Origin of the sequence: Leifsonia sp. 2TAF2, from assembly GCF_052115085.1 — a bacterium.
Taxonomy (GTDB): Bacteria; Actinomycetota; Actinomycetes; order Actinomycetales; family Microbacteriaceae; genus Leifsonia.
Genome location: NZ_JBFRFY010000001.1, coordinates 1,738,151 through 1,754,861, shown reverse-complemented (window position 1 = coordinate 1,754,861; position 16,711 = coordinate 1,738,151). Strand labels below are relative to the sequence as shown.

Genomic DNA, 16,711 nt, shown 5'->3' with positions numbered 1-16,711 from the left:
CGTGAGAAAGAACAGCGGCGCGCTCAGCTAGAGCGCGTTCGCACGCGCGGGCGGCGACTCGAGGTGGCGCCGCCCGCGCGGAAGTCCTTGGCGGCGCTTAGGCGTCCTGCGCCTTGACGATGAACTCGACCGCGTCTCCGACGGTCTTGAGGTTCTTGACCTCTTCGTCGGGGATCTTGACGTCGAACTTGTCCTCGGCGTTGACCACGATGGTCATCATCGAGATCGAGTCGATGTCGAGATCGTCGGTGAACGACTTGTCCAGCTCAACCGTGTCGGTCGCGATGCCGGTCTCGTCGTTGATGAGCTCGGCCAGGCCGGCAAGAACTTCTTCGGTGGACAATGCCATGGTTTTTCTCTCCTTGGGGGGTGTCGTTTTGACCGTGGAACAGTCTAGGGCAGCACGACGACCTGCGCGCCGAACACCAGACCGGCTCCGAAGCCGATCTGAAGCGCCAGACCGCCGCTCAGCTCCGGGCGTTCCTGGAGCAGTCGGTGGGTCGCGAGGGGGATGGACGCGGCGGACGTGTTGCCCGTCGTCTCGATGTCGCGGGCGATCGCGACGGTCTCCGGCAGCTTCAGCTGCTTGGCGAACTCGTCGACGATGCGCATATTCGCCTGGTGCGGAATGAACGCGGCCAGCTGGTCGGGGCTGACCCCGGCCTCGTCGAGCGCCTGCTTGGCGACCTTGGCCATCTCCCACACGGCCCAGCGGAAGACCGTCTGGCCCTCCTGGCGCAGGGTCGGCCACGGCTTCTCGCCGTCACGGTACTCGAGGAGCGTGTTGCCCATCCCGACCGCGTCGGCTTTTGAGCCGTCGGAGCCCCACACCGTCTTCGCGATGCCGGGGTAGTCGCTCGGCCCGATGACGACGGCACCGGCGCCGTCGCCGAGGAGGAACGAGATGGTGCGGTCGGTCGGGTCGACGACGTCGGACAGCTTCTCGGCGCCGACGACGAGCGCGTAGTGCGCGGCGCCGGTGCGGATGAGCGCGTCGGCCTGCGCGATGCCGTAGGCGTAGCCGGCGCAGGCGGCGTTCATGTCGTATGCCGCTGCGGGATTCGCACCCACACGGTCGGCGAGGACGGCGGCGATGGACGGCGTCTGCTGCACGTTGGACACGGTGGCGACGATGACGGCGTCGATGAGCTTCGGGTCGACGCCCGACTTCTCGATCGCCTCCTTCGAGGCTTCGGTGGCGAGGTCGACGGCGAGGATGTCGGCGCTGGCACGCGTGCGCGTGATGATGCCGGTGCGCTGCCGGATCCACTCGTCGGAGGAGTTGATCGGGCCGACCAGGTCGTCGTTCGGCACGACGAGGTCGCCGCGGGCGGCCCCGATGGAGAGGATGCGGGTGTACTGCGGGCCGTGAGACTGCTGCAGGGTGGGCTGGGTCATCGTGATGCTCCTTGCGGCTCAGGCGGCCTGGTCGATGAGGTCGAAGGCTGCGGCCAGGTCGTCCGGGGTCTTGATCGCGACGGTCGGCACGCCCTTGAGGCCGCGCTTGGCGAGTCCGACGAGGGCACCGGCGGGGGCCACCTCGATCAGCCCGGTCACGCCGGCCTGCTCGAACGCCTTCATGTCGAGGTCCCAGCGCACCGGCGACGACACCTGGCCGACCAGCAGGCGCAGGAACTCGGCGCCGTCGGTGACCTCGGAGCCGTCCTTGTTGGTCCAGAGCCGCAGGCTCGGGTCATTGGTGGTCAGAGTGGAGGCGAACTGCTCCAGCGCGGGCACCGCGGAAGCCATGTAGCGGGTGTGGAAGGCGCCGGCGACCTGCAGCGGGATGACGCGCGCGCGGGCCGGCGGGTTCTCGGCCAGCTGGGCCAGCGCATCCACGGCGCCCGCGACGACGATCTGGCCGCCGCCGTTGTAGTTGGCGGGGGATAGGCCGAGCTCGTCCAGACGGGCGAGCAGTTCCGCCTCGTCCGCGCCGATCACGGCGCTCATGCCGGTCTGCGCCTCGGCCGCGGCCCGGGCCATGGCGGCGCCGCGCTCGCGCACGAAGGCGACGGCGTCCGTCTCGCTCAGTACCCCGGCGCCCGCGGCAGCGGTCAGCTCGCCGACCGAGTGGCCGGCGATGCCGCCGACACGCTCGCGGCGTCCGTCCGCCAGCAGTGCCGACAGGGTCAGCAGGCCCGCCGAGACGATGAGCGGCTGTGCGACCGCGGTGTCGCGGATGGTGTCGGCGTCGCTCACGGTGCCGTGGGCGACCAGGTCCATGCCCACGGTGTCGGAGATGCCGGTGAGCTGATCGCGGAACGAGGACTCGCTGAGCCAGGGGTCCAGGAAGCCCGGGGTCTGGGATCCCTGCCCGGGGCATACGATGACGATCACGGTTTCCAGTCTGCCAATCTTCCGCCGAGCGGATGTGTCGAACGGATACGAAGTATCCGCGGATGCTTTGTGGTTGTCTACAAACTCAGCCGCCGCGACGCGACGAATCCGGCTCGTTGATGGAGCCGACGATCAGCGCCGCCTGCAGGATGAGGGCCTCCCGGGCGCCGGTCGCATCCCACCCGATCACCTCCGAGACCCGCTTGAGGCGGTACCGCACGGTGTTGGGGTGCACGAACAGCTCGCGGGCCGTGGCCTCCAGCGAGCGGCCGTTGTCGAGGTAGCACCAGAGCGTGGTGAGGAGCTCGGTGGAATAGCCCTGCAGCGGACGGTAGATGCGGCTGATCAGGGTGGCGCGCGCCAGGCCGTCGCCCGCGAGCGCCCGCTCGGGGAGCAGGTCGTCGGCGTGCACGGGGCGCGGGCAGTTGCGCCACGCCTTCGCGACCGCGAACCCGGCGAGGGCGGCCTTGGCGCTCTTGGACGCATCCACCAGGCTCGGCACCTCGTGACCGAGCACCAGGTGGCCGGCACCGAATCCTGGCTCCAGCTGCTGCGCGATCTCCAGGAACGGGACGATGGGCGCGGTGCCGATCTGGTCCTCCGGCGTGCTGCTGCTCGGCCAGGCACGGCCGATGACGAGCACCAGCCGGCTGCCCTGCACGCCGATCAGCACGTCGGCCGACATGTGTCGCGCCGTACGGCGCAGCTGGTCGACGTCGAGCATCTTCGGAGCGGTGCCGACCAGCACGCTGACCTCGCCGTGGCCGTGCCAGCCGAGGGCGGCGATCCGGCTGGGCAGTTCATCGTCGTACTCACCGGTGAGGATGCTGTCGACGACGAGCGCCTCCAGCCGGGCGTCCCACAGGCCGCGGGCCTCGGCGGCGCGCGCGTACACATCGGCGGCCGCGAACGCGATCTCGCGGGAGTACAGCAGGATGGACTCCCGAAGGTCCTCCCCGCCGCCGCTCTTCACGCGCTCCTCGACCACCTCGACGGTGATCTTGATGAGCTGGAGGGTCTGCTGCAGGCTGACGCTGCGGAGCAGTTCGCGCGGAGCCGCGCCGAACACGTCGGCAGCGATCCACGGTGTCGACCGCGGGTCGTCGTACCAGGAGATGAACGACGAGATGCCCGCCTGGGCCACCAGGCCGACGGCGCTGCGTCGGCCCGGTGGCATGTCGCGGTACCAGGGGAGGGTGTCCTCGAGGCGCTTGAGCGTGGTCGTCGCCAGCTCACCCGAGATCTTGCGCAGCCACGCGAGTGTCTCGGGCTTCGTCCTCTCCACCGGCTTGCCGGCCACGGGAGGCGTTACGCCTCGCCGCCCGCGGAGCCGGTGGTGCCGGCGTTGACGTCGTGCAGCAGGTACTTCTCGATCGCCCAGGCCGGTGCGTTCGGGTCGACCTTGCCCTGAGCTGCGAGCAGCTCGAGCGTGCGGACCACGAGCGACGGGCCGTCGATCTTGAAGAACCGGCGCGCGGCCGGGCGGGTGTCCGAGAAGCCGAAGCCGTCGGCGCCGAGGGTCGCGTACTCGCCCGGGACGAACTGACGGATCTGGTCGGCGACGGCGTGCTCGTAGTCACTGACGGCGACGAACGGGCCGTCGGCCTCCTGCAGCTTGCGGGTCACGTACGGCACCTGCTTCTCCTGCTGCGGGTAGAGGAAGTTGTGCTCCTCCGCCTTCAGGCCATCGCGACGCAACTCGTTCCACGAGGTGACGCTCCAGACATCCGCCGACACGCCCCAGTCCTGCGCGAGCAGGTGCTGGGCCTCGAGAGCCCACGGCACCGACACGCCCGACGCGAGCAGCTGGGCCTTCGGGCCCGCCACATCGGAGGTGCTGATGCGGTGGATGCCGCGGACGATGCCGTCCACATCCACACCCTCGGGCTCCGCCGGCTGGACGATCGGCTCGTTGTACACCGTGAGGTAGTACATGACGTTCGGGTCCGGGTGATTGCCGCCGTACATCCGCTCGAGGCCCGCGCGCACGATGTGGCCGATCTCGTAGCCGTACGCGGGGTCGTACGAGACGACCGCCGGGTTCGTGGAGGCGAGAAGCGGCGAGTGGCCGTCGGCGTGCTGCAGGCCCTCACCGGTCAGCGTGGTGCGGCCGGCGGTGGCGCCGATGAGGAACCCACGCGCCATCTGGTCGCCTGCCGCCCACATCGCGTCGCCGGTGCGCTGGAAGCCGAACATCGAGTAGAAGACGTAGACCGGGATGAGCGGCTCGCCCTGCGTCGAGTACGACGTGCCGACGTTGGTGAACGCGGCGAGCGCGCCCGCCTCGTTGATGCCGACGTGGATGATCTGGCCCTGCGGGCTCTCCTTGTAGGCCAGGAGCAGCTCGCGGTCGACCGACGTGTAGTGCTGGCCGTTCGGGTTGTAGATCTTCGCGTTCGGGAAGAAGGCGTCCATACCGAAGGTGCGCGCCTCGTCCGGGATGATCGGGACGATGCGGTGCCCGAAGTCCTTCGAACGCAGCAGGTCCTTCAGCAGGCGGACGAACGCCATCGTCGTGGCGATCTCCTGCGTGCCCGAACCCTTCTTCGAGATCGCGTACGCGGAGTCGTCCGGCAGGTTCAGCTGCGTGTACTTCGCGCGGCGCTCCGGGACGTAGCCGCCCAGGTCGCGACGGCGCTCGTGCAGGTAGCGGATCGTCTCGTCCTCGGCGCCCGGGTTGAAGTACGGCGGGAGGTACGGGTTCTCCTCGAGCTGGGCGTCCGACACGGGGATGCGCATGGCATCCCGGAACGCCTTCAGGTTGTCGAGGGTCATCTTCTTCATCTGGTGGGTCGCGTTGCGGCCCTCGAACGACGGACCGAGGCCGTAGCCCTTGATCGTCTTCGCGATGATGACCGTCGGCTGTCCCTTGTGCTCGACCGCCGCCTTGAAGGCCGCGTAGACCTTGCGGTAGTCGTGGCCGCCGCGCTTGAGGCCCCAGACCTGGTCGTCGCTGTAGTCCTTGACGAGCTCGAGGGTCCGCGGGTCGCGGCCGAAGAAGTTCTCGCGGACGTACGCGCCGTTCTCGGTCTTGTACGTCTGGTAGTCGCCGTCCGGCGTCTGGTTCATCAGGTTGACGAGGGCGCCGTCGTCGTCGTGGGCGAGCAGGTCGTCCCACTCGCGGCCCCAGATCACCTTGATGACGTTCCAGCCGGCGCCGCGGAAGTAGCTCTCCAGCTCCTGGATGATCTTGCCGTTGCCGCGGACGGGCCCGTCGAGGCGCTGCAGGTTCGCGTTGATGACGAAGGTGAGGTTGTCGAGCTTCTCGTTCGCCGCCACCTGGAGCTGGCCGCGCGACTCCACCTCGTCCATCTCGCCGTCGCCGAGGAACGCCCAGACGTGCTGGTCGGACGCATCCTTGATGCCGCGATTGGTGAGGTACTTGTTGAGCTGCGCCTGGTAGATCGCGTTGATCGGGCCGAGACCCATCGACACGGTCGGGAACTGCCAGAACTCGGGCATGAGGCGCGGGTGCGGGTAGCTGGAGAGCCCTCCGCCTGCGTGCGACTTCTCCTGGCGGAAGCCGTCGAGCTGGTCGGCGCTCAGGCGGCCCTCGAGGAAGGCGCGGGCGTAGACGCCGGGGGAGGCGTGGCCCTGGAAGAAGATCTGGTCGCCGCCGCCCGGGTGGTCCTGGCCGCGGAAGAAGTGGTTGAAGCCGACCTCGAACAGCGTCGCGCTGGAGGCGTAGCTGGAGAGGTGACCGCCGACGGCGATGCCGGGGCGCTGCGCGCGGTGCACCATCACGGCCGCGTTCCAGCGGATCCACGCCCGGTAGCGGCGCTCGATCTCCTCGTCGCCGGGGAACTCCGCCTCGTTCTCGGGGGAGATGGTGTTGATGTAGTCGGTGGTCGGCACCATCGGGACGCCGACGTGCAGGTCCTTCGAGCGCTTCAGCAGGCTGAGCATGATCTCGCGAGCACGCTCATGGCCCTGGGCCGCAACCAGTTGGTCGAGGGATTCGCGCCACTCGGCGGTCTCCTCCGGGTCCGAATCGATGTTATTCATCGAGTACGGGTCCTGGTCGTTTACAGTCACCCTCGACCTCTTTCTTGTGTCGGATGGATCGTGGACGGGCCTCAACGCTGTCGGGTCTCGACAAGCGTGGGCACCAACATTCAGCCTAGCCTCACTCCGCGGGTACTGATGACCGCCGCTTGGCTCTCCCGGAAGCGAGGTCTAAGCTCTGTTCTCGTGCCTGCGCGCGAGCCACGCCGCGCCGGCGTGAAAGGACTTTCGATGGCACTCGAGAACGACACACTGGCTCCCGACTTCGAGCTTCGCAACCAGTACGGCGAGACCGTGCGGCTGAGCGACTTCCGTGGACGCAAGGCGGTGGCGCTCGTCTTCTTCCCGCTGGCCTTCTCCGGCACCTGCACGGGGGAGCTCTGCGCGCTGCGGGACAACATCGGCCTGTTCGAGGACCACCGCGTCGAGCTGCTGGGCATCTCCGTCGACTCCAAGTTCACGCTGCGCGCCTGGGCCGAGCAGGAGGGCTACGACTTCTCGCTGCTGGCCGATTTCTGGCCACACGGCGAGATCGCGAAGGAGTACGGCGTGTTCCTCCCGGAGAAGGGCTTCGCGAACCGCGCCACGTTCCTGATCGACGAGCGCGGCATCATCCGCGCGTCGTTCATCACGGCTCCGGGCGAGGCCCGTTCGATCGACGCGTACCGCGCCGCCCTCGACCGGCTGCCCGCCCACGTCTGATGCGTCGGCGACTGGCCGCATCCACTAAGCTGGCGATCATCCCGGGCCTTTAGCTCAGCTGGTAGAGCGCCACGTTTACACCGTGGATGTCGTCGGTTCGATCCCGGCAGGGCCCACTCATTAGACGCCGCGGGCGGGGACCTTCGCGTCGAGGAGTTCGAAGAAGGCGTCGACGGTGGCGGACATGTCGACGGCGGGGTCCTGCATCCACTGCAGCTGCATGCCGTCGGAGACCGCCTGAACGAGGCGCGCCAGCGTGTCGGGATCGACCCGGTCGGTGAGGCGGCCGTCGCGCTGGCGGTCGGCGATGGCCTCGCTGAAGGTCTGACGGATCGCGGCGCTCCGCTCGACGAAGTACTCGTGGGCGGGATGCTGCGGATCGCCGGCCTCGACGGCGAGGCGCGAGAACAGCTCCACGAGGCCCGGGACCTCCGCGTTGTGCGCGACGATACCGACGAATCCCTCGCGGATGCGGTCGAGCGACGGATGCTCGTCGATGGCGCCGAAGCGCCGCGAGTCGACCTCGTCGCGCTTGCGGAGGATCGCCGTGAAGAGCTCATCCTTGCTGTCGAAGTAGTGCAGCAGCCCGGCCTGGCTGAGGCCGACCGCCTCCGCAAGCTCCTTCACCGACGCGCCGTGATATCCCTCGCGGGCGATCACCTCCAGCGCGCTCTCCAGGATCTCTTCGCGCTTCGCCACGCCCTTGGCGTAGGCCCCTCGTCGTGCCATGCCTCCACACTAAACCCGAACATCGCTTGCATTTCCAAAACCGAGTGACGTAAGGTTTTGCCACCATCCACGGTGGATGGTGAGAGGACACCTTCGACAATGACGTCAGACACCTCCGTGCCGACCGGCGACCCGGTCGCCGAACCCGTCCGTCCCATCACGACGAACACCTTCGTCGGTACCGCCTCCGGCAGCGACGACCCGCCCACGCCGCTCAACGGCCTCCGGCGCCTGATGGCGTGGATCATCCCGGCCAATATCGGCATCTACCTGATCTGGGGAGCCGTCCCCGGCATCCTGCTCCCGCAGCAGATCACCGTGCTGTTCGGCGAGGAGGACAAGGTCGCCAACCTGGCCATCGTCGCCACCATCGGCGCGTTCGCCGCCATGGTCGCGCAGCCGATCGCCGGGCAGATCTCCGACCGCACGCGTTCGCGCTTCGGCCGGCGGGCCCCGTGGATCATCATCGGAGCACTCGCCGGCGGGCTCTCTCTCGTCGGACTCGCGTTCGCCGGGTCGTTCATCGGCGTGATCATCGCCTGGACCCTCGTGCAGATCTCGTTCAACTTCGCCCAGGGGCCCCTGACGGCGGTGATGCCCGACCGTGTCCCGCTCAAGCGACGAGGCACGTTCGCGGCCCTCATGGGCATCGGACTGATGGTCGGCGCGCTCGGCGGATCGATTGTCGGGTCCCTGTTCTTCAACAGCATCGCCGTCGGCTACATCTTCTTCGCAGTCTTCGCCCTCGTCATGCTCAGCCTCTTCGTGCTCGCGAACCCGGACTACTCCAGCCGTCAGCTGCAGCGGGAGCCATTCACGATGACCGAGTTCCTGAAGACGTTCTGGGTCAACCCGATCGCGCATCCCGACTTCTTCTGGGCGTTCACCGGCCGGCTCCTGCTCTATACCGGCTACTTCGCCGTGACCGGGTACCAGCTGTTCTTCCTCACCGACTACTTCCACATCGCTCATCCGGAGCAGGTCATCCCGCTGCTCGGGCTGCTCAGCCTTGTCGGCATCATCGTGTCGACCCTCGTCGCCGGGCCGCTCTCCGACCGGGTCGGCCGCCGCAAGCCGTTCGTCTTCGCGTCGGCGGCCGTCGTGAGCCTCGCCTTCCTGATCCCCTGGATCTGGCCGGACATCACCGCCTGGTTCGTCATGACGATCATCGCGGGCTTCGGATTCGGGATGTTCCAGGCGGTCGACACGGCGCTCATGAGCGAGGTGCTCCCGTCGGCGAAGTCCTTCGCGAAAGACCTGGGCGTTGTCAACATCGCGGCGACCCTGCCGCAGACGCTCGCGCCGGGCGTCGCCGGAGCTATCGTCCTGGCGTTCGGCTTCGTGGGGCTCTTCCCCGTGGCCATCGTCCTCGGCATCCTGGGTGCACTGGCCGTGTGGCCGATCAAGGCGACCCGCTGACCCGCTCGCGCGCCGGCCGCGACGCATCCATCACCGCACAGTTCCGCACGGAAGGAAACACATGACCGACACGATCACGCACGGCCCGGCCGCCGACGTCACCGGCCTCACCACCGAGGAAAAGGCGTCGCTCACCAGCGGCGCGAGCTTCTGGCGAACCAAGGGAGTGGAGCGCGCGGGCATCCCGTCGGTCATGCTCACCGATGGCCCGCACGGACTCCGCAAGCAGCGGGAGGGAGGCGACCACCTCGGGATCGGCGACAGCGTTCCCGCCACGTGCTTCCCGCCGGCCGTCGCCCTCGGCTCCTCGTGGGACGTCGAGCTGGTCGAGCGCGTCGGTGCTGCCCTCGGCGTCGAGTCGTCGATCGAGGACGTCGCCGTCATCCTGGGCCCCGGCATCAACATCAAGCGTTCGCCGCTGTGCGGCCGTAACTTCGAGTACCTCAGCGAGGACCCGATCGTCTCCGGCGTTCTGGGCGCGGCTCTCGTGCGCGGCATCCAGTCGAAGGGCGTCGGCGCGTCGCTGAAGCACTTCGCGGCGAACAACCAGGAGGACGACCGGATGCGGTCCTCCTCCGACGTCGACCCGCGGCCGCTGCGCGAGATCTACCTGCGCGCCTTCCAGCGGGTGGTCGAGGACGCACAGCCGCACACCGTGATGTGCTCCTACAACCGCATCAACGGCGTCTTCGCCTCGGAGAATCGCTGGCTCCTCACGGACGTACTGCGCGATGAGTGGGGCTTCGAGGGCCTGGTCGTGTCGGACTGGGGCGCGGTCTCCGATCGCGTCGCCGCCCTGCGCGCGGGTCTCGATCTCGAGATGCCAGGGAACGGAGGACAGACGGATGCGAAAGTCGTCGCAGCTGTCTCCGACGGTTCGCTGGACGAGGCGCTTCTGGATGCGTCGGCGCAGCGGGTGGCGTCGCTGGCGACCCGCTGGGCGGCCACTCCGCGGGTGGAGGGACCGCTCGATGTCGAGGCACACCACACCCTCGCCCGCGAGGCCGCCGCGCGGTCGATCGTGCTGCTGAAGAACGAGCCGGTGGACGGCGAGCCGCTCCTTCCGCTGACGACCGGCCGCTCGATCGCGGTGATCGGCGCCTTCGCCGAGAAGCCGCGCTACCAGGGCGCGGGCTCGTCGATGATCAACCCGACGCGGGTGGATGATGCGCTGACGGCGATCCGCGCGGCGGCCGGCGAGGCGGCCTACGCGCCCGGCTTCACGTTGGCTGCCGAGCCGGACCCCGCCGAGACCGCGCGCCTGCGCGACGAGGCCGTGGCTGCCGCATCCGCCGCCGACGTGGCCGTCGTCTTCGCGGGTCTCCCGGCGCGGCTCGAATCGGAAGGCTACGATCGCGACGACATCGACCTGCCGGCCGACCAGCTGGCCGTCATCGACGCCGTCTCCGCGGCCAACCCGCGGACGGTCGTCGTGCTGTCCAACGGCGGCGTGGTCACCGTCCCGTTCACGCGGCGCGTGCCGGCGATCGTGGAGGGATGGCTGCTCGGCCAGGCGGGCGGCTCCGCGACCGCCGACGTGTTGTTTGGGGTGGTGAATCCGTCGGGCAAGCTCACCGAGACCATCCCACTGCGACTGGAGGACACCCCCGCGTTCCTCAACTTCCCCGGGGAGGAGGGGCACGTCCGCTACGGCGAAGGCCTGTTCGTGGGCTACCGCTGGTACGACGCGCGGCGGATGGAGGTCGAGTACCCGTTCGGCCACGGGCTCTCGTACACGACGTTCGGGTACGACGCGGCCCGGGTCTCCGTCACGGACGGCGGCGACCTGGAGGTGCGGGTCACCGTCACCAACACGGGCGACCGCGCCGGGCGTGATGTCGTGCAGGTGTACACGTCGCTGCCGGGATCCCGCGTTCAGCGGGCGCCGCGCGAGCTCAAGGGCTTCGCGTCGGTGGAGCTCGAGCCGGGCGCCTCGCGTGAGGTGGTCGTGGTCGTGCGGCGGAAGGACCTGCAGTACTGGGACCTCCGCGCCGAGCGCTGGCTGGTCGAGGGCGGCGACTACGTGGTCGAGGTGGGGGCGTCGAGCCGTGACCTGCGGTCCTCCGTCACCGTCGCAGTCGAGGGCGACGCGCTGCGGCTGCCGCTGACGCGGGAGTCGTCGCTCGGCGAGGTGCTCGCGCATCCCGTCGCCGGCCCGCTGGTGCAGGGAGCACTGGCCGGCATGTCGCAGATGCTGGAGGGCGCATCCTCGATCATGCCGGAGGGCGTCTCGATGGAACGGATGATGGCGTCGTTCCCGATCGGCCGGATCGGCATGATGGCCGGAGGCCAGGTCACTCCGGAGATGATCGACGGCCTCCTGGCCGCCGCCAACGCCCCGCAGCAGTAGCGCATCGCGCATCGCGCATCCAGTTGACACGACACGCCGTCGGGGCACCCGCTCCGACGGCGTGTCGCGTCAAGTAGGCGATGAAAAAGGGCGGACGTCGCCAGGCATTGCTAGCCTGACCGCATGCCCGAGGGAGCGTACCGCTGGTTCGTCTACGCCGAGTTGGCGCTGGCAGCGGTCACCTACATCGCCCTGCAGTTCGTGGTGGCGCCGTACGGCGGCCGGCACGGTCGCGCGGGATGGGGGCCGACCGTCCCCGCGCGCGTCGGCTGGGTCGTCATGGAGGCGCCCGCGTCCATCCTCTTCGTCGTCTTCTACCTGCTCGGGTCGCACCGGGCGGAGCTGGTGCCGCTGCTGTTCCTCGCGCTCTGGCTCGTCCACTACGTCTACCGCGCGTTCGTCTATCCGTTCCTGACGCGCTCGGGTTCGCGGATGCCGGTGCTCGTGATGCTGCTCGCGATCGGGTTCAACGTGCTGAACGCCTGGGTGAACGCGCGCTGGATCTCGGAGTACGGGACGTACCCCGTCGCCTGGCTCTCCGATCCACGGTTCTGGATCGGCGTGGTGCTGTTCGCGGGAGGACTCGCGCTGAACGCGCGGTCGGACCGGACGCTGCGGCGGCTGCGTCGCGCCGGCGGCGGTTACCGCATCCCGAGCGGCGGAGGCTTCCGGTACGTGTCGAGCCCCAACTACCTCGGCGAAATGGTCGAGTGGACGGGCTGGGCCATCGCTACCTGGTCGCTCGCCGGAACGGCGTTCGCGCTGTACACGATCGCCAACCTGGCTCCGCGCGCGATGGCGAACCACCGGTGGTACCGGGAGACGTTCGACGATTATCCGCCGGAGCGGCGCGCGCTGATCCCGTTCGTACTCTGAACGGATGTGGCGAACGCGGGATGCGGCGCGGGATGCGGTGAGAGCCCGATGACGGTGGTCCCGCTTACGCTGGCTGCGGGAGAAGGGATCGCTGGTGCCGGAGAGCGTCGAACAGTGGTGGGCACGCCGCCAGTGGTCGAAGGGCGTCGCGGTGCCGTACCCGATCGGCAGCTACCGCAGCGACTGGGAGCGGTATCCGGTGCTCATCCGGCAGTACCATCCCGACCTCAATCACGGCATCACCCTGACACAGGTGCCTCCCGCCGCCGACGTCTATCTGGTGTGGGAGTGCGACTCGGGCCACCGGTTCGTGGCGACGCCCGAGGAGCAGCGGTCGCGGCCCGGGGGCACGCGGCGTCGGTCGGTGTGGTGCCCGCAGTGCTTCGAGGCGGCGGCGCCGCGCCCAGTGCGCACCCCGGAACCCGACGCCGGCGTCCACGTCTGCGGCCATGTGCGCGATCTGCGGAGGATCGAGAACGACCCCGCCGATGACCGCTGCTACCTCTGCCGCCGGCTCGACCGCGAATCGATCACCCGGGAGCAGCTGGTGAGCATGGCGGCGCCCGGCTCGCGCGTCGCGGTCTCGGCCGACAACGGGACGGCGACGAAGCACTCCTGGCAGTGCGAGGCCGGACATCCGACCTATCAGGCGAACATCGAGCGGATCCTCGGCGGGCGACGGTGCCCGGTGTGTCGTCACGCGCGGGGCGGGGCGGACTCGGTGGCGGTGGGGGAGGCGTTCGTAAGCCGCTGGGCGCCTGTGCCGGCCTCCGCGGCGGAGCCCGAACTGAAGCGGCGCCTCGCCGCTCGCCTGGAGCTCGACCTGGGGATGAATGCGGTCCGCGTCGCGAAACCGTTCCATTCCCACCTCGAGGTGTGGCCCGACATCCTGCTGCCGGACCTCAAAGTCGCGATCGAGTACGACACCACCGGGCGGCACGGGCTGGAGCACGTCGGGCCGAGGGAGGCCTCGGACCGGCGTAAAGACCGCCTGCTGCGGGCGGCCGGCTGGGAGGTGGTGCGGGTGCGTTGTGGGAAGCTGCAGCCGATCGGACCGTACGACGTGACGGCCGGAGCCGTCAGCGACACGCTGGTCGAGCGCATCCTGGGGCGGCTGGGGGAGATCCGCGGAGACCTGTTCGTGGCGGCCTACCTGCGCTGAGCGGTGTGTGCGCATTTTCGCGCATCCGCACTCTGGTACCCGGCGCGCACCCGTGGCTACGCTGGGCGGCGAACCGGCATCCACACGCTCTCACGAGGAGGACCCACCATGCCGTCGACATTGAACCCGTACCTCAACTTCCGTGCGTCCGCACGCGAGGCGATGGACTTCTACCAGTCCGTCTTCGGCGGGGAGGTGCAGCGCAGCACCTTCGCCGAATACCAGATGGCGCAAGACCCGGCCGACAACGACCTGATCATGCATTCGCAGCTGACCTCTCCAGCCGGCTTCACCCTGATGGCCGCCGACGTGCCCGCCCACATGGACTTCAACGAGGGAACGAACATCAGCATCTCCCTGAGCGGCGACGATGAAGCGGAGCTCACCGGGTACTGGGAGAAGCTCGTCGACGGCGGCACCGTGGTCGAGCAGCTCGCCAAGGCGCCGTGGGGCGACAGTTTCGGCATGGCGGTCGATCGCTTCGGCATCCAGTGGCTGGTGAACATCGCTGGGGCTCCGCAGGCGTCCGCGGGCTAGGCGACTGGCCCGGCGGGGACGTGGACGAGAACGGGTCGGTACCCGCCGCGGATGTGACGGACGCCGACGAAGAGTCGCCGCAGACGGCGGGCGCCGTCGTGGTCGGCGTCCTCCGCGGGCAGGCCCGGACGGTGGTGGAGGAGGCCGCTCGCCTGGCCGCCGAGCTCGGCCGGCCACTGCTGTGCGGGTACGTCAGTGAGGACAGCTACCTGACGGAGTGGGACAAGCCGGACACGGTCGCCGGCGAATCGCTGCACCCCACGGAGGTGGGTGCGGGGGAGGGGCAGGCCGTGCTCGCCCTCACGGCCGCCGTTGCGGAGGTGCTGGACGCATCCGACATCACCGTCTGGTCGCTGCGGCTGCTCGCGGGCGATCCCGCCAAAGCCCTCGCCCGGCTCGCGGCCGAGGTGGAGGCGCGGCTGATCGTCGTCGGCACCCGGCGGCGCGGTTTCGCGAATGCGGTCGAAGACCGGCTCGCCGGATCCGTCGCCGCGCGGCTCGCGCACGACCAGCTCGTACCCGTGGTCGTGGTTCCCGTGCCGACGAAGGAGCGCGGCCGGCCGACCCTCGCTTAGGAGTGGAGCGCGTCGAGCGCAGCGTCGAAGGAGCGGAAGTAGCTGCGCTGGCCGGGACGCCCGATCTGCGTCACCTCGAACATCGCATCCAGCTGCAGGATGAAGCCCACCACGGGAGGCGCGCCGACCGCCGCGACCCGAGTGTCGCTGACCCTCCACTCGTGGTCCGAGATCTCCGACACCTCCAGCCCCTGCCGGAGGAAGCGCGCGTGCGTTTTCATAAGCCCAGCCAAGTAGACCGGTGAGTCCAGGGCCAGCGCTTGACAACGATCCCGAACGGTGGTCGATGCTTCGATTTGCTGTATTCCCGAACGGTCCTCGCGCGGGATATGTTCAGCCCGTCCACCCAGGACGAGGAGGTCATTCATGTGCCGTTGGCTTGCGTATACCGGGGAGCCCCTGAAGCCCTCGGAAATCATCCTCAACAGCCAGCATTCGCTGGTCGCCCAATCTCTCAACTCCGAACTCGGGGTAGAGACCGTGAACGGCGACGGTTTCGGCATCGGGTGGTACCCCGAGGACCCGTCGCACGGCAACATCCCGGCTTTGTACCACAGCATCGAGCCGGCCTGGAACGACGAGAACCTGCGCGAGCTGACCGGTGCGATCGCCAGTCCGCTGTTCTTCGCGCACGTCCGCGCGGCGGCCGGTCCGCCGATCCAGCAGACCAACTGCCATCCCTTCCGGTACGAGAACTGGCTGTTCATGCACAATGGCTTCCTCGACGGGTTCAGCGAGATGAAGCGCGACCTCGCGTTCGCGGTCGACCCGTCGCTGTACCCGCTCATCCATGGGACCACCGACACTGAGGTGCTGTTCTACCTCGCGCTCACCCTGGGCCTGAGGGATGACCCGGTGGCAGGCCTCAGCCGGGCGGTTCAGATGGTGGAGAAGGTGGGCCACGAAAAGGGCATCAGCTTCCCCATGCAGGGCACCGTCGCGGTGAGCGATGGACACACGCTGTGGGCGTTCCGGTACTCCACTTCGCACAACACCAGAAGCCTGTTCCACTCGGTGGCGGTTCCGGAGCTGCGTGAGCTCTACCCGGACGCGGAACGGCTCCAGATCTTCGGAGATAAGGCGAAAGTCGTCGTCTCCGAGCCGTTCAGCGACCTCCCGGGGACTTTCGTCGAAGTGCCTGAGTCGACCGTCGCGATCCTGGACGACTCCGGCTACCACCATGAGCCCTTCATGGAGGCGGTGGCGGTCTGAGCCGCCACCGCCTCCAGGGCCGGGTTCAGTCGTCAGCCTGAACCCGGCGGACGAACGCATCGACGTGCTCGCGCAGGGCGTCGATGCGCCGGAGGCGTGCCGCCTCGACGTCGAAGCCGACGTATGCGGTGGGCGGGCGCTTGCGCACATTCGCGGAGCACTGGAACTCGGCGCAGACCAGGGTGCCGAGGGTGTTGCCGTTCCGTCCGGCTTTTCCGGGGCGCTTGGCGATGAAGAAGACGACGTCGTTCGGCAGGTGGACGTCCTCGCACCAGGAGCACTGCGGCCGGGAGCGGGTCCGTCCTTCGGCCTGTCGCAGGAGGACGCCGACGGGTTCGCCGTCGATCTGCACGACCACGTAGCCCTGGCCGGGCAGCTTGCGGTCGCGCCAGCCGAGGTAGTCGATGTCGTCCCAGCGCACCTGCGCCAGGTCGGGGAGGGTGAGCTCCTTGCGTTCACGCTGGGACGCGTTGACGAAGGAGGAGCGGAGCTGTTGCTCGGTCAGGGGAAGCATGGATGAACGCCTGTCTGTCGTGACGATGGGTCGGCCTGCCGCGGGCAGGCCGATGCCGGAGAGAACCGCCGGCGGGCATGCCGCTGCGGCGGGGTCGCGCCCGAGGGCGCGCGGAATCACCGAGAAGGGGACAGCGCTATCTCGCGCCGGCGCGAGACGCGCCGACGACCTCCAGACGCCCGGCGACCGCAGAGGGCGCACTGGGCTGAGAGACGAGCGGGTTCACCCCACCACTCTACCTGCCGGTCCTGTTCTCAGTACGGCCCGGCGTGGCACGCCCGTACGGATGTCGG

16 protein-coding genes and 1 tRNA gene are annotated in these 16,711 nt (G+C 68.9%); 9 read left to right on the top strand and 8 right to left on the bottom strand.

Annotated elements, in window-relative coordinates:
- Positions 1 to 97: 97 nt before the first annotated feature.
- The 5 genes from AB4Z18_RS08490 to aceE form a co-directional block, all read right to left on the bottom strand.
- The gene (locus tag AB4Z18_RS08490; RefSeq protein ID WP_021765217.1) at positions 98 to 349 is read right to left on the bottom strand and encodes an acyl carrier protein; all 252 of its coding nucleotides are present in this window, start codon (positions 347 to 349) and stop codon (positions 98 to 100) included.
- Positions 350 to 393: 44 nt separating this feature from the next.
- Positions 394 to 1,398, bottom strand: coding sequence for a beta-ketoacyl-ACP synthase III (locus AB4Z18_RS08485; protein ID WP_441782244.1), 1,005 nt, complete (start codon positions 1,396 to 1,398; stop codon positions 394 to 396).
- Between the two features lie 18 nt (positions 1,399 to 1,416).
- Positions 1,417 to 2,337, bottom strand: a complete 921-nt coding sequence (locus AB4Z18_RS08480; RefSeq protein ID WP_441782243.1) for an ACP S-malonyltransferase — start codon at positions 2,335 to 2,337, stop codon at positions 1,417 to 1,419.
- A gap of 85 nt (positions 2,338 to 2,422) precedes the next feature.
- Positions 2,423 to 3,637 (bottom strand): PucR family transcriptional regulator, encoded by a 1,215-nt coding sequence (locus tag AB4Z18_RS08475; RefSeq protein WP_441782242.1) that lies wholly within the window; start codon positions 3,635 to 3,637, stop codon positions 2,423 to 2,425.
- 8 nt (positions 3,638 to 3,645) lie between these two features.
- Positions 3,646 to 6,372: a pyruvate dehydrogenase (acetyl-transferring), homodimeric type gene (gene aceE / locus AB4Z18_RS08470; RefSeq protein WP_441782241.1), complete on the bottom strand. Its 2,727-nt coding sequence runs from the start codon at positions 6,370 to 6,372 to the stop codon at positions 3,646 to 3,648.
- Positions 6,373 to 6,573: 201 nt separating this feature from the next.
- On the opposite strand from aceE, the gene AB4Z18_RS08465 reads away from it, so the two are divergent.
- Both AB4Z18_RS08465 and AB4Z18_RS08460 read left to right on the top strand, forming a co-directional pair.
- Positions 6,574 to 7,044 (top strand): peroxiredoxin, encoded by a 471-nt coding sequence (locus tag AB4Z18_RS08465; RefSeq protein WP_441782240.1) that lies wholly within the window; start codon positions 6,574 to 6,576, stop codon positions 7,042 to 7,044.
- Positions 7,045 to 7,087: 43 nt separating this feature from the next.
- Positions 7,088 to 7,160 (top strand) — tRNA-Val (locus tag AB4Z18_RS08460).
- 4 nt (positions 7,161 to 7,164) lie between these two features.
- Here the strand turns inward: AB4Z18_RS08460 and AB4Z18_RS08455 are convergent.
- Complete coding sequence (locus AB4Z18_RS08455) at positions 7,165 to 7,773, bottom strand: TetR/AcrR family transcriptional regulator (RefSeq protein WP_441782239.1); 609 nt, start codon at positions 7,771 to 7,773, stop codon at positions 7,165 to 7,167.
- 99 nt (positions 7,774 to 7,872) lie between these two features.
- Between AB4Z18_RS08455 and AB4Z18_RS08450 the strand changes: the two genes are divergently transcribed.
- From AB4Z18_RS08450 to AB4Z18_RS08425, 6 genes are all read left to right on the top strand, one after another.
- Positions 7,873 to 9,192, top strand: a complete 1,320-nt coding sequence (locus tag AB4Z18_RS08450) for an MFS transporter (RefSeq protein ID WP_441782238.1) — start codon at positions 7,873 to 7,875, stop codon at positions 9,190 to 9,192.
- A 61-nt stretch (positions 9,193 to 9,253) separates the two neighbouring features.
- A complete protein-coding gene (locus tag AB4Z18_RS08445) occupies positions 9,254 to 11,542 on the top strand; it encodes a glycoside hydrolase family 3 C-terminal domain-containing protein (protein WP_441782237.1) in 2,289 nt (762 codons plus the stop codon).
- Between the two features lie 123 nt (positions 11,543 to 11,665).
- Complete coding sequence (locus tag AB4Z18_RS08440) at positions 11,666 to 12,418, top strand: methyltransferase (protein ID WP_441782236.1); 753 nt, start codon at positions 11,666 to 11,668, stop codon at positions 12,416 to 12,418.
- A gap of 94 nt (positions 12,419 to 12,512) precedes the next feature.
- Entirely contained in the window at positions 12,513 to 13,580 is a 1,068-nt protein-coding gene (locus AB4Z18_RS08435) for a zinc-ribbon domain-containing protein (protein ID WP_441782235.1), read from the top strand.
- A gap of 108 nt (positions 13,581 to 13,688) precedes the next feature.
- Positions 13,689 to 14,117, top strand: a complete 429-nt coding sequence (locus AB4Z18_RS08430) for a VOC family protein (RefSeq protein WP_441782234.1) — start codon at positions 13,689 to 13,691, stop codon at positions 14,115 to 14,117.
- A gap of 20 nt (positions 14,118 to 14,137) precedes the next feature.
- On the top strand, positions 14,138 to 14,692 hold the full coding sequence (locus AB4Z18_RS08425) for a universal stress protein (protein ID WP_441782233.1): 555 nt from the start codon (positions 14,138 to 14,140) through the stop codon (positions 14,690 to 14,692).
- Here the strand turns inward: AB4Z18_RS08425 and AB4Z18_RS08420 are convergent.
- The gene (locus AB4Z18_RS08420) at positions 14,689 to 14,913 is read right to left on the bottom strand and encodes a hypothetical protein (RefSeq protein WP_441782232.1); all 225 of its coding nucleotides are present in this window, start codon (positions 14,911 to 14,913) and stop codon (positions 14,689 to 14,691) included. The genes AB4Z18_RS08425 and AB4Z18_RS08420 overlap by 4 nt on opposite strands.
- 145 nt (positions 14,914 to 15,058) lie before the next feature.
- On the opposite strand from AB4Z18_RS08420, the gene AB4Z18_RS08415 reads away from it, so the two are divergent.
- A complete protein-coding gene (locus AB4Z18_RS08415) occupies positions 15,059 to 15,904 on the top strand; it encodes a class II glutamine amidotransferase (RefSeq protein ID WP_441782231.1) in 846 nt (281 codons plus the stop codon).
- Between the two features lie 25 nt (positions 15,905 to 15,929).
- Here the strand turns inward: AB4Z18_RS08415 and AB4Z18_RS08410 are convergent, their stop codons facing one another.
- Entirely contained in the window at positions 15,930 to 16,418 is a 489-nt protein-coding gene (locus AB4Z18_RS08410; RefSeq protein ID WP_441782230.1) for an FBP domain-containing protein, read from the bottom strand.
- Between the last annotated feature and the right edge of the window lie 293 nt (positions 16,419 to 16,711).

Coding starts and splice junctions, on each gene's coding strand:
- AB4Z18_RS08485 (WP_441782244.1), bottom strand. CDS start 1,398: ATGACCCAGCCCACCCTGCAGCAGTCTCACGGCCCGCAGTACACCCGC.
- AB4Z18_RS08450 (WP_441782238.1), top strand. CDS start 7,873: ATGACGTCAGACACCTCCGTGCCGACCGGCGACCCGGTCGCCGAACCC.
- AB4Z18_RS08465 (WP_441782240.1), top strand. CDS start 6,574: ATGGCACTCGAGAACGACACACTGGCTCCCGACTTCGAGCTTCGCAAC.
- AB4Z18_RS08455 (WP_441782239.1), bottom strand. CDS start 7,773: ATGGCACGACGAGGGGCCTACGCCAAGGGCGTGGCGAAGCGCGAAGAG.
- AB4Z18_RS08490 (WP_021765217.1), bottom strand. CDS start 349: ATGGCATTGTCCACCGAAGAAGTTCTTGCCGGCCTGGCCGAGCTCATC.
- AB4Z18_RS08445 (WP_441782237.1), top strand. CDS start 9,254: ATGACCGACACGATCACGCACGGCCCGGCCGCCGACGTCACCGGCCTC.
- AB4Z18_RS08440 (WP_441782236.1), top strand. CDS start 11,666: ATGCCCGAGGGAGCGTACCGCTGGTTCGTCTACGCCGAGTTGGCGCTG.
- AB4Z18_RS08420 (WP_441782232.1), bottom strand. CDS start 14,913: ATGAAAACGCACGCGCGCTTCCTCCGGCAGGGGCTGGAGGTGTCGGAG.
- AB4Z18_RS08415 (WP_441782231.1), top strand. CDS start 15,059: ATGTGCCGTTGGCTTGCGTATACCGGGGAGCCCCTGAAGCCCTCGGAA.
- AB4Z18_RS08410 (WP_441782230.1), bottom strand. CDS start 16,418: ATGCTTCCCCTGACCGAGCAACAGCTCCGCTCCTCCTTCGTCAACGCG.
- AB4Z18_RS08430 (WP_441782234.1), top strand. CDS start 13,689: ATGCCGTCGACATTGAACCCGTACCTCAACTTCCGTGCGTCCGCACGC.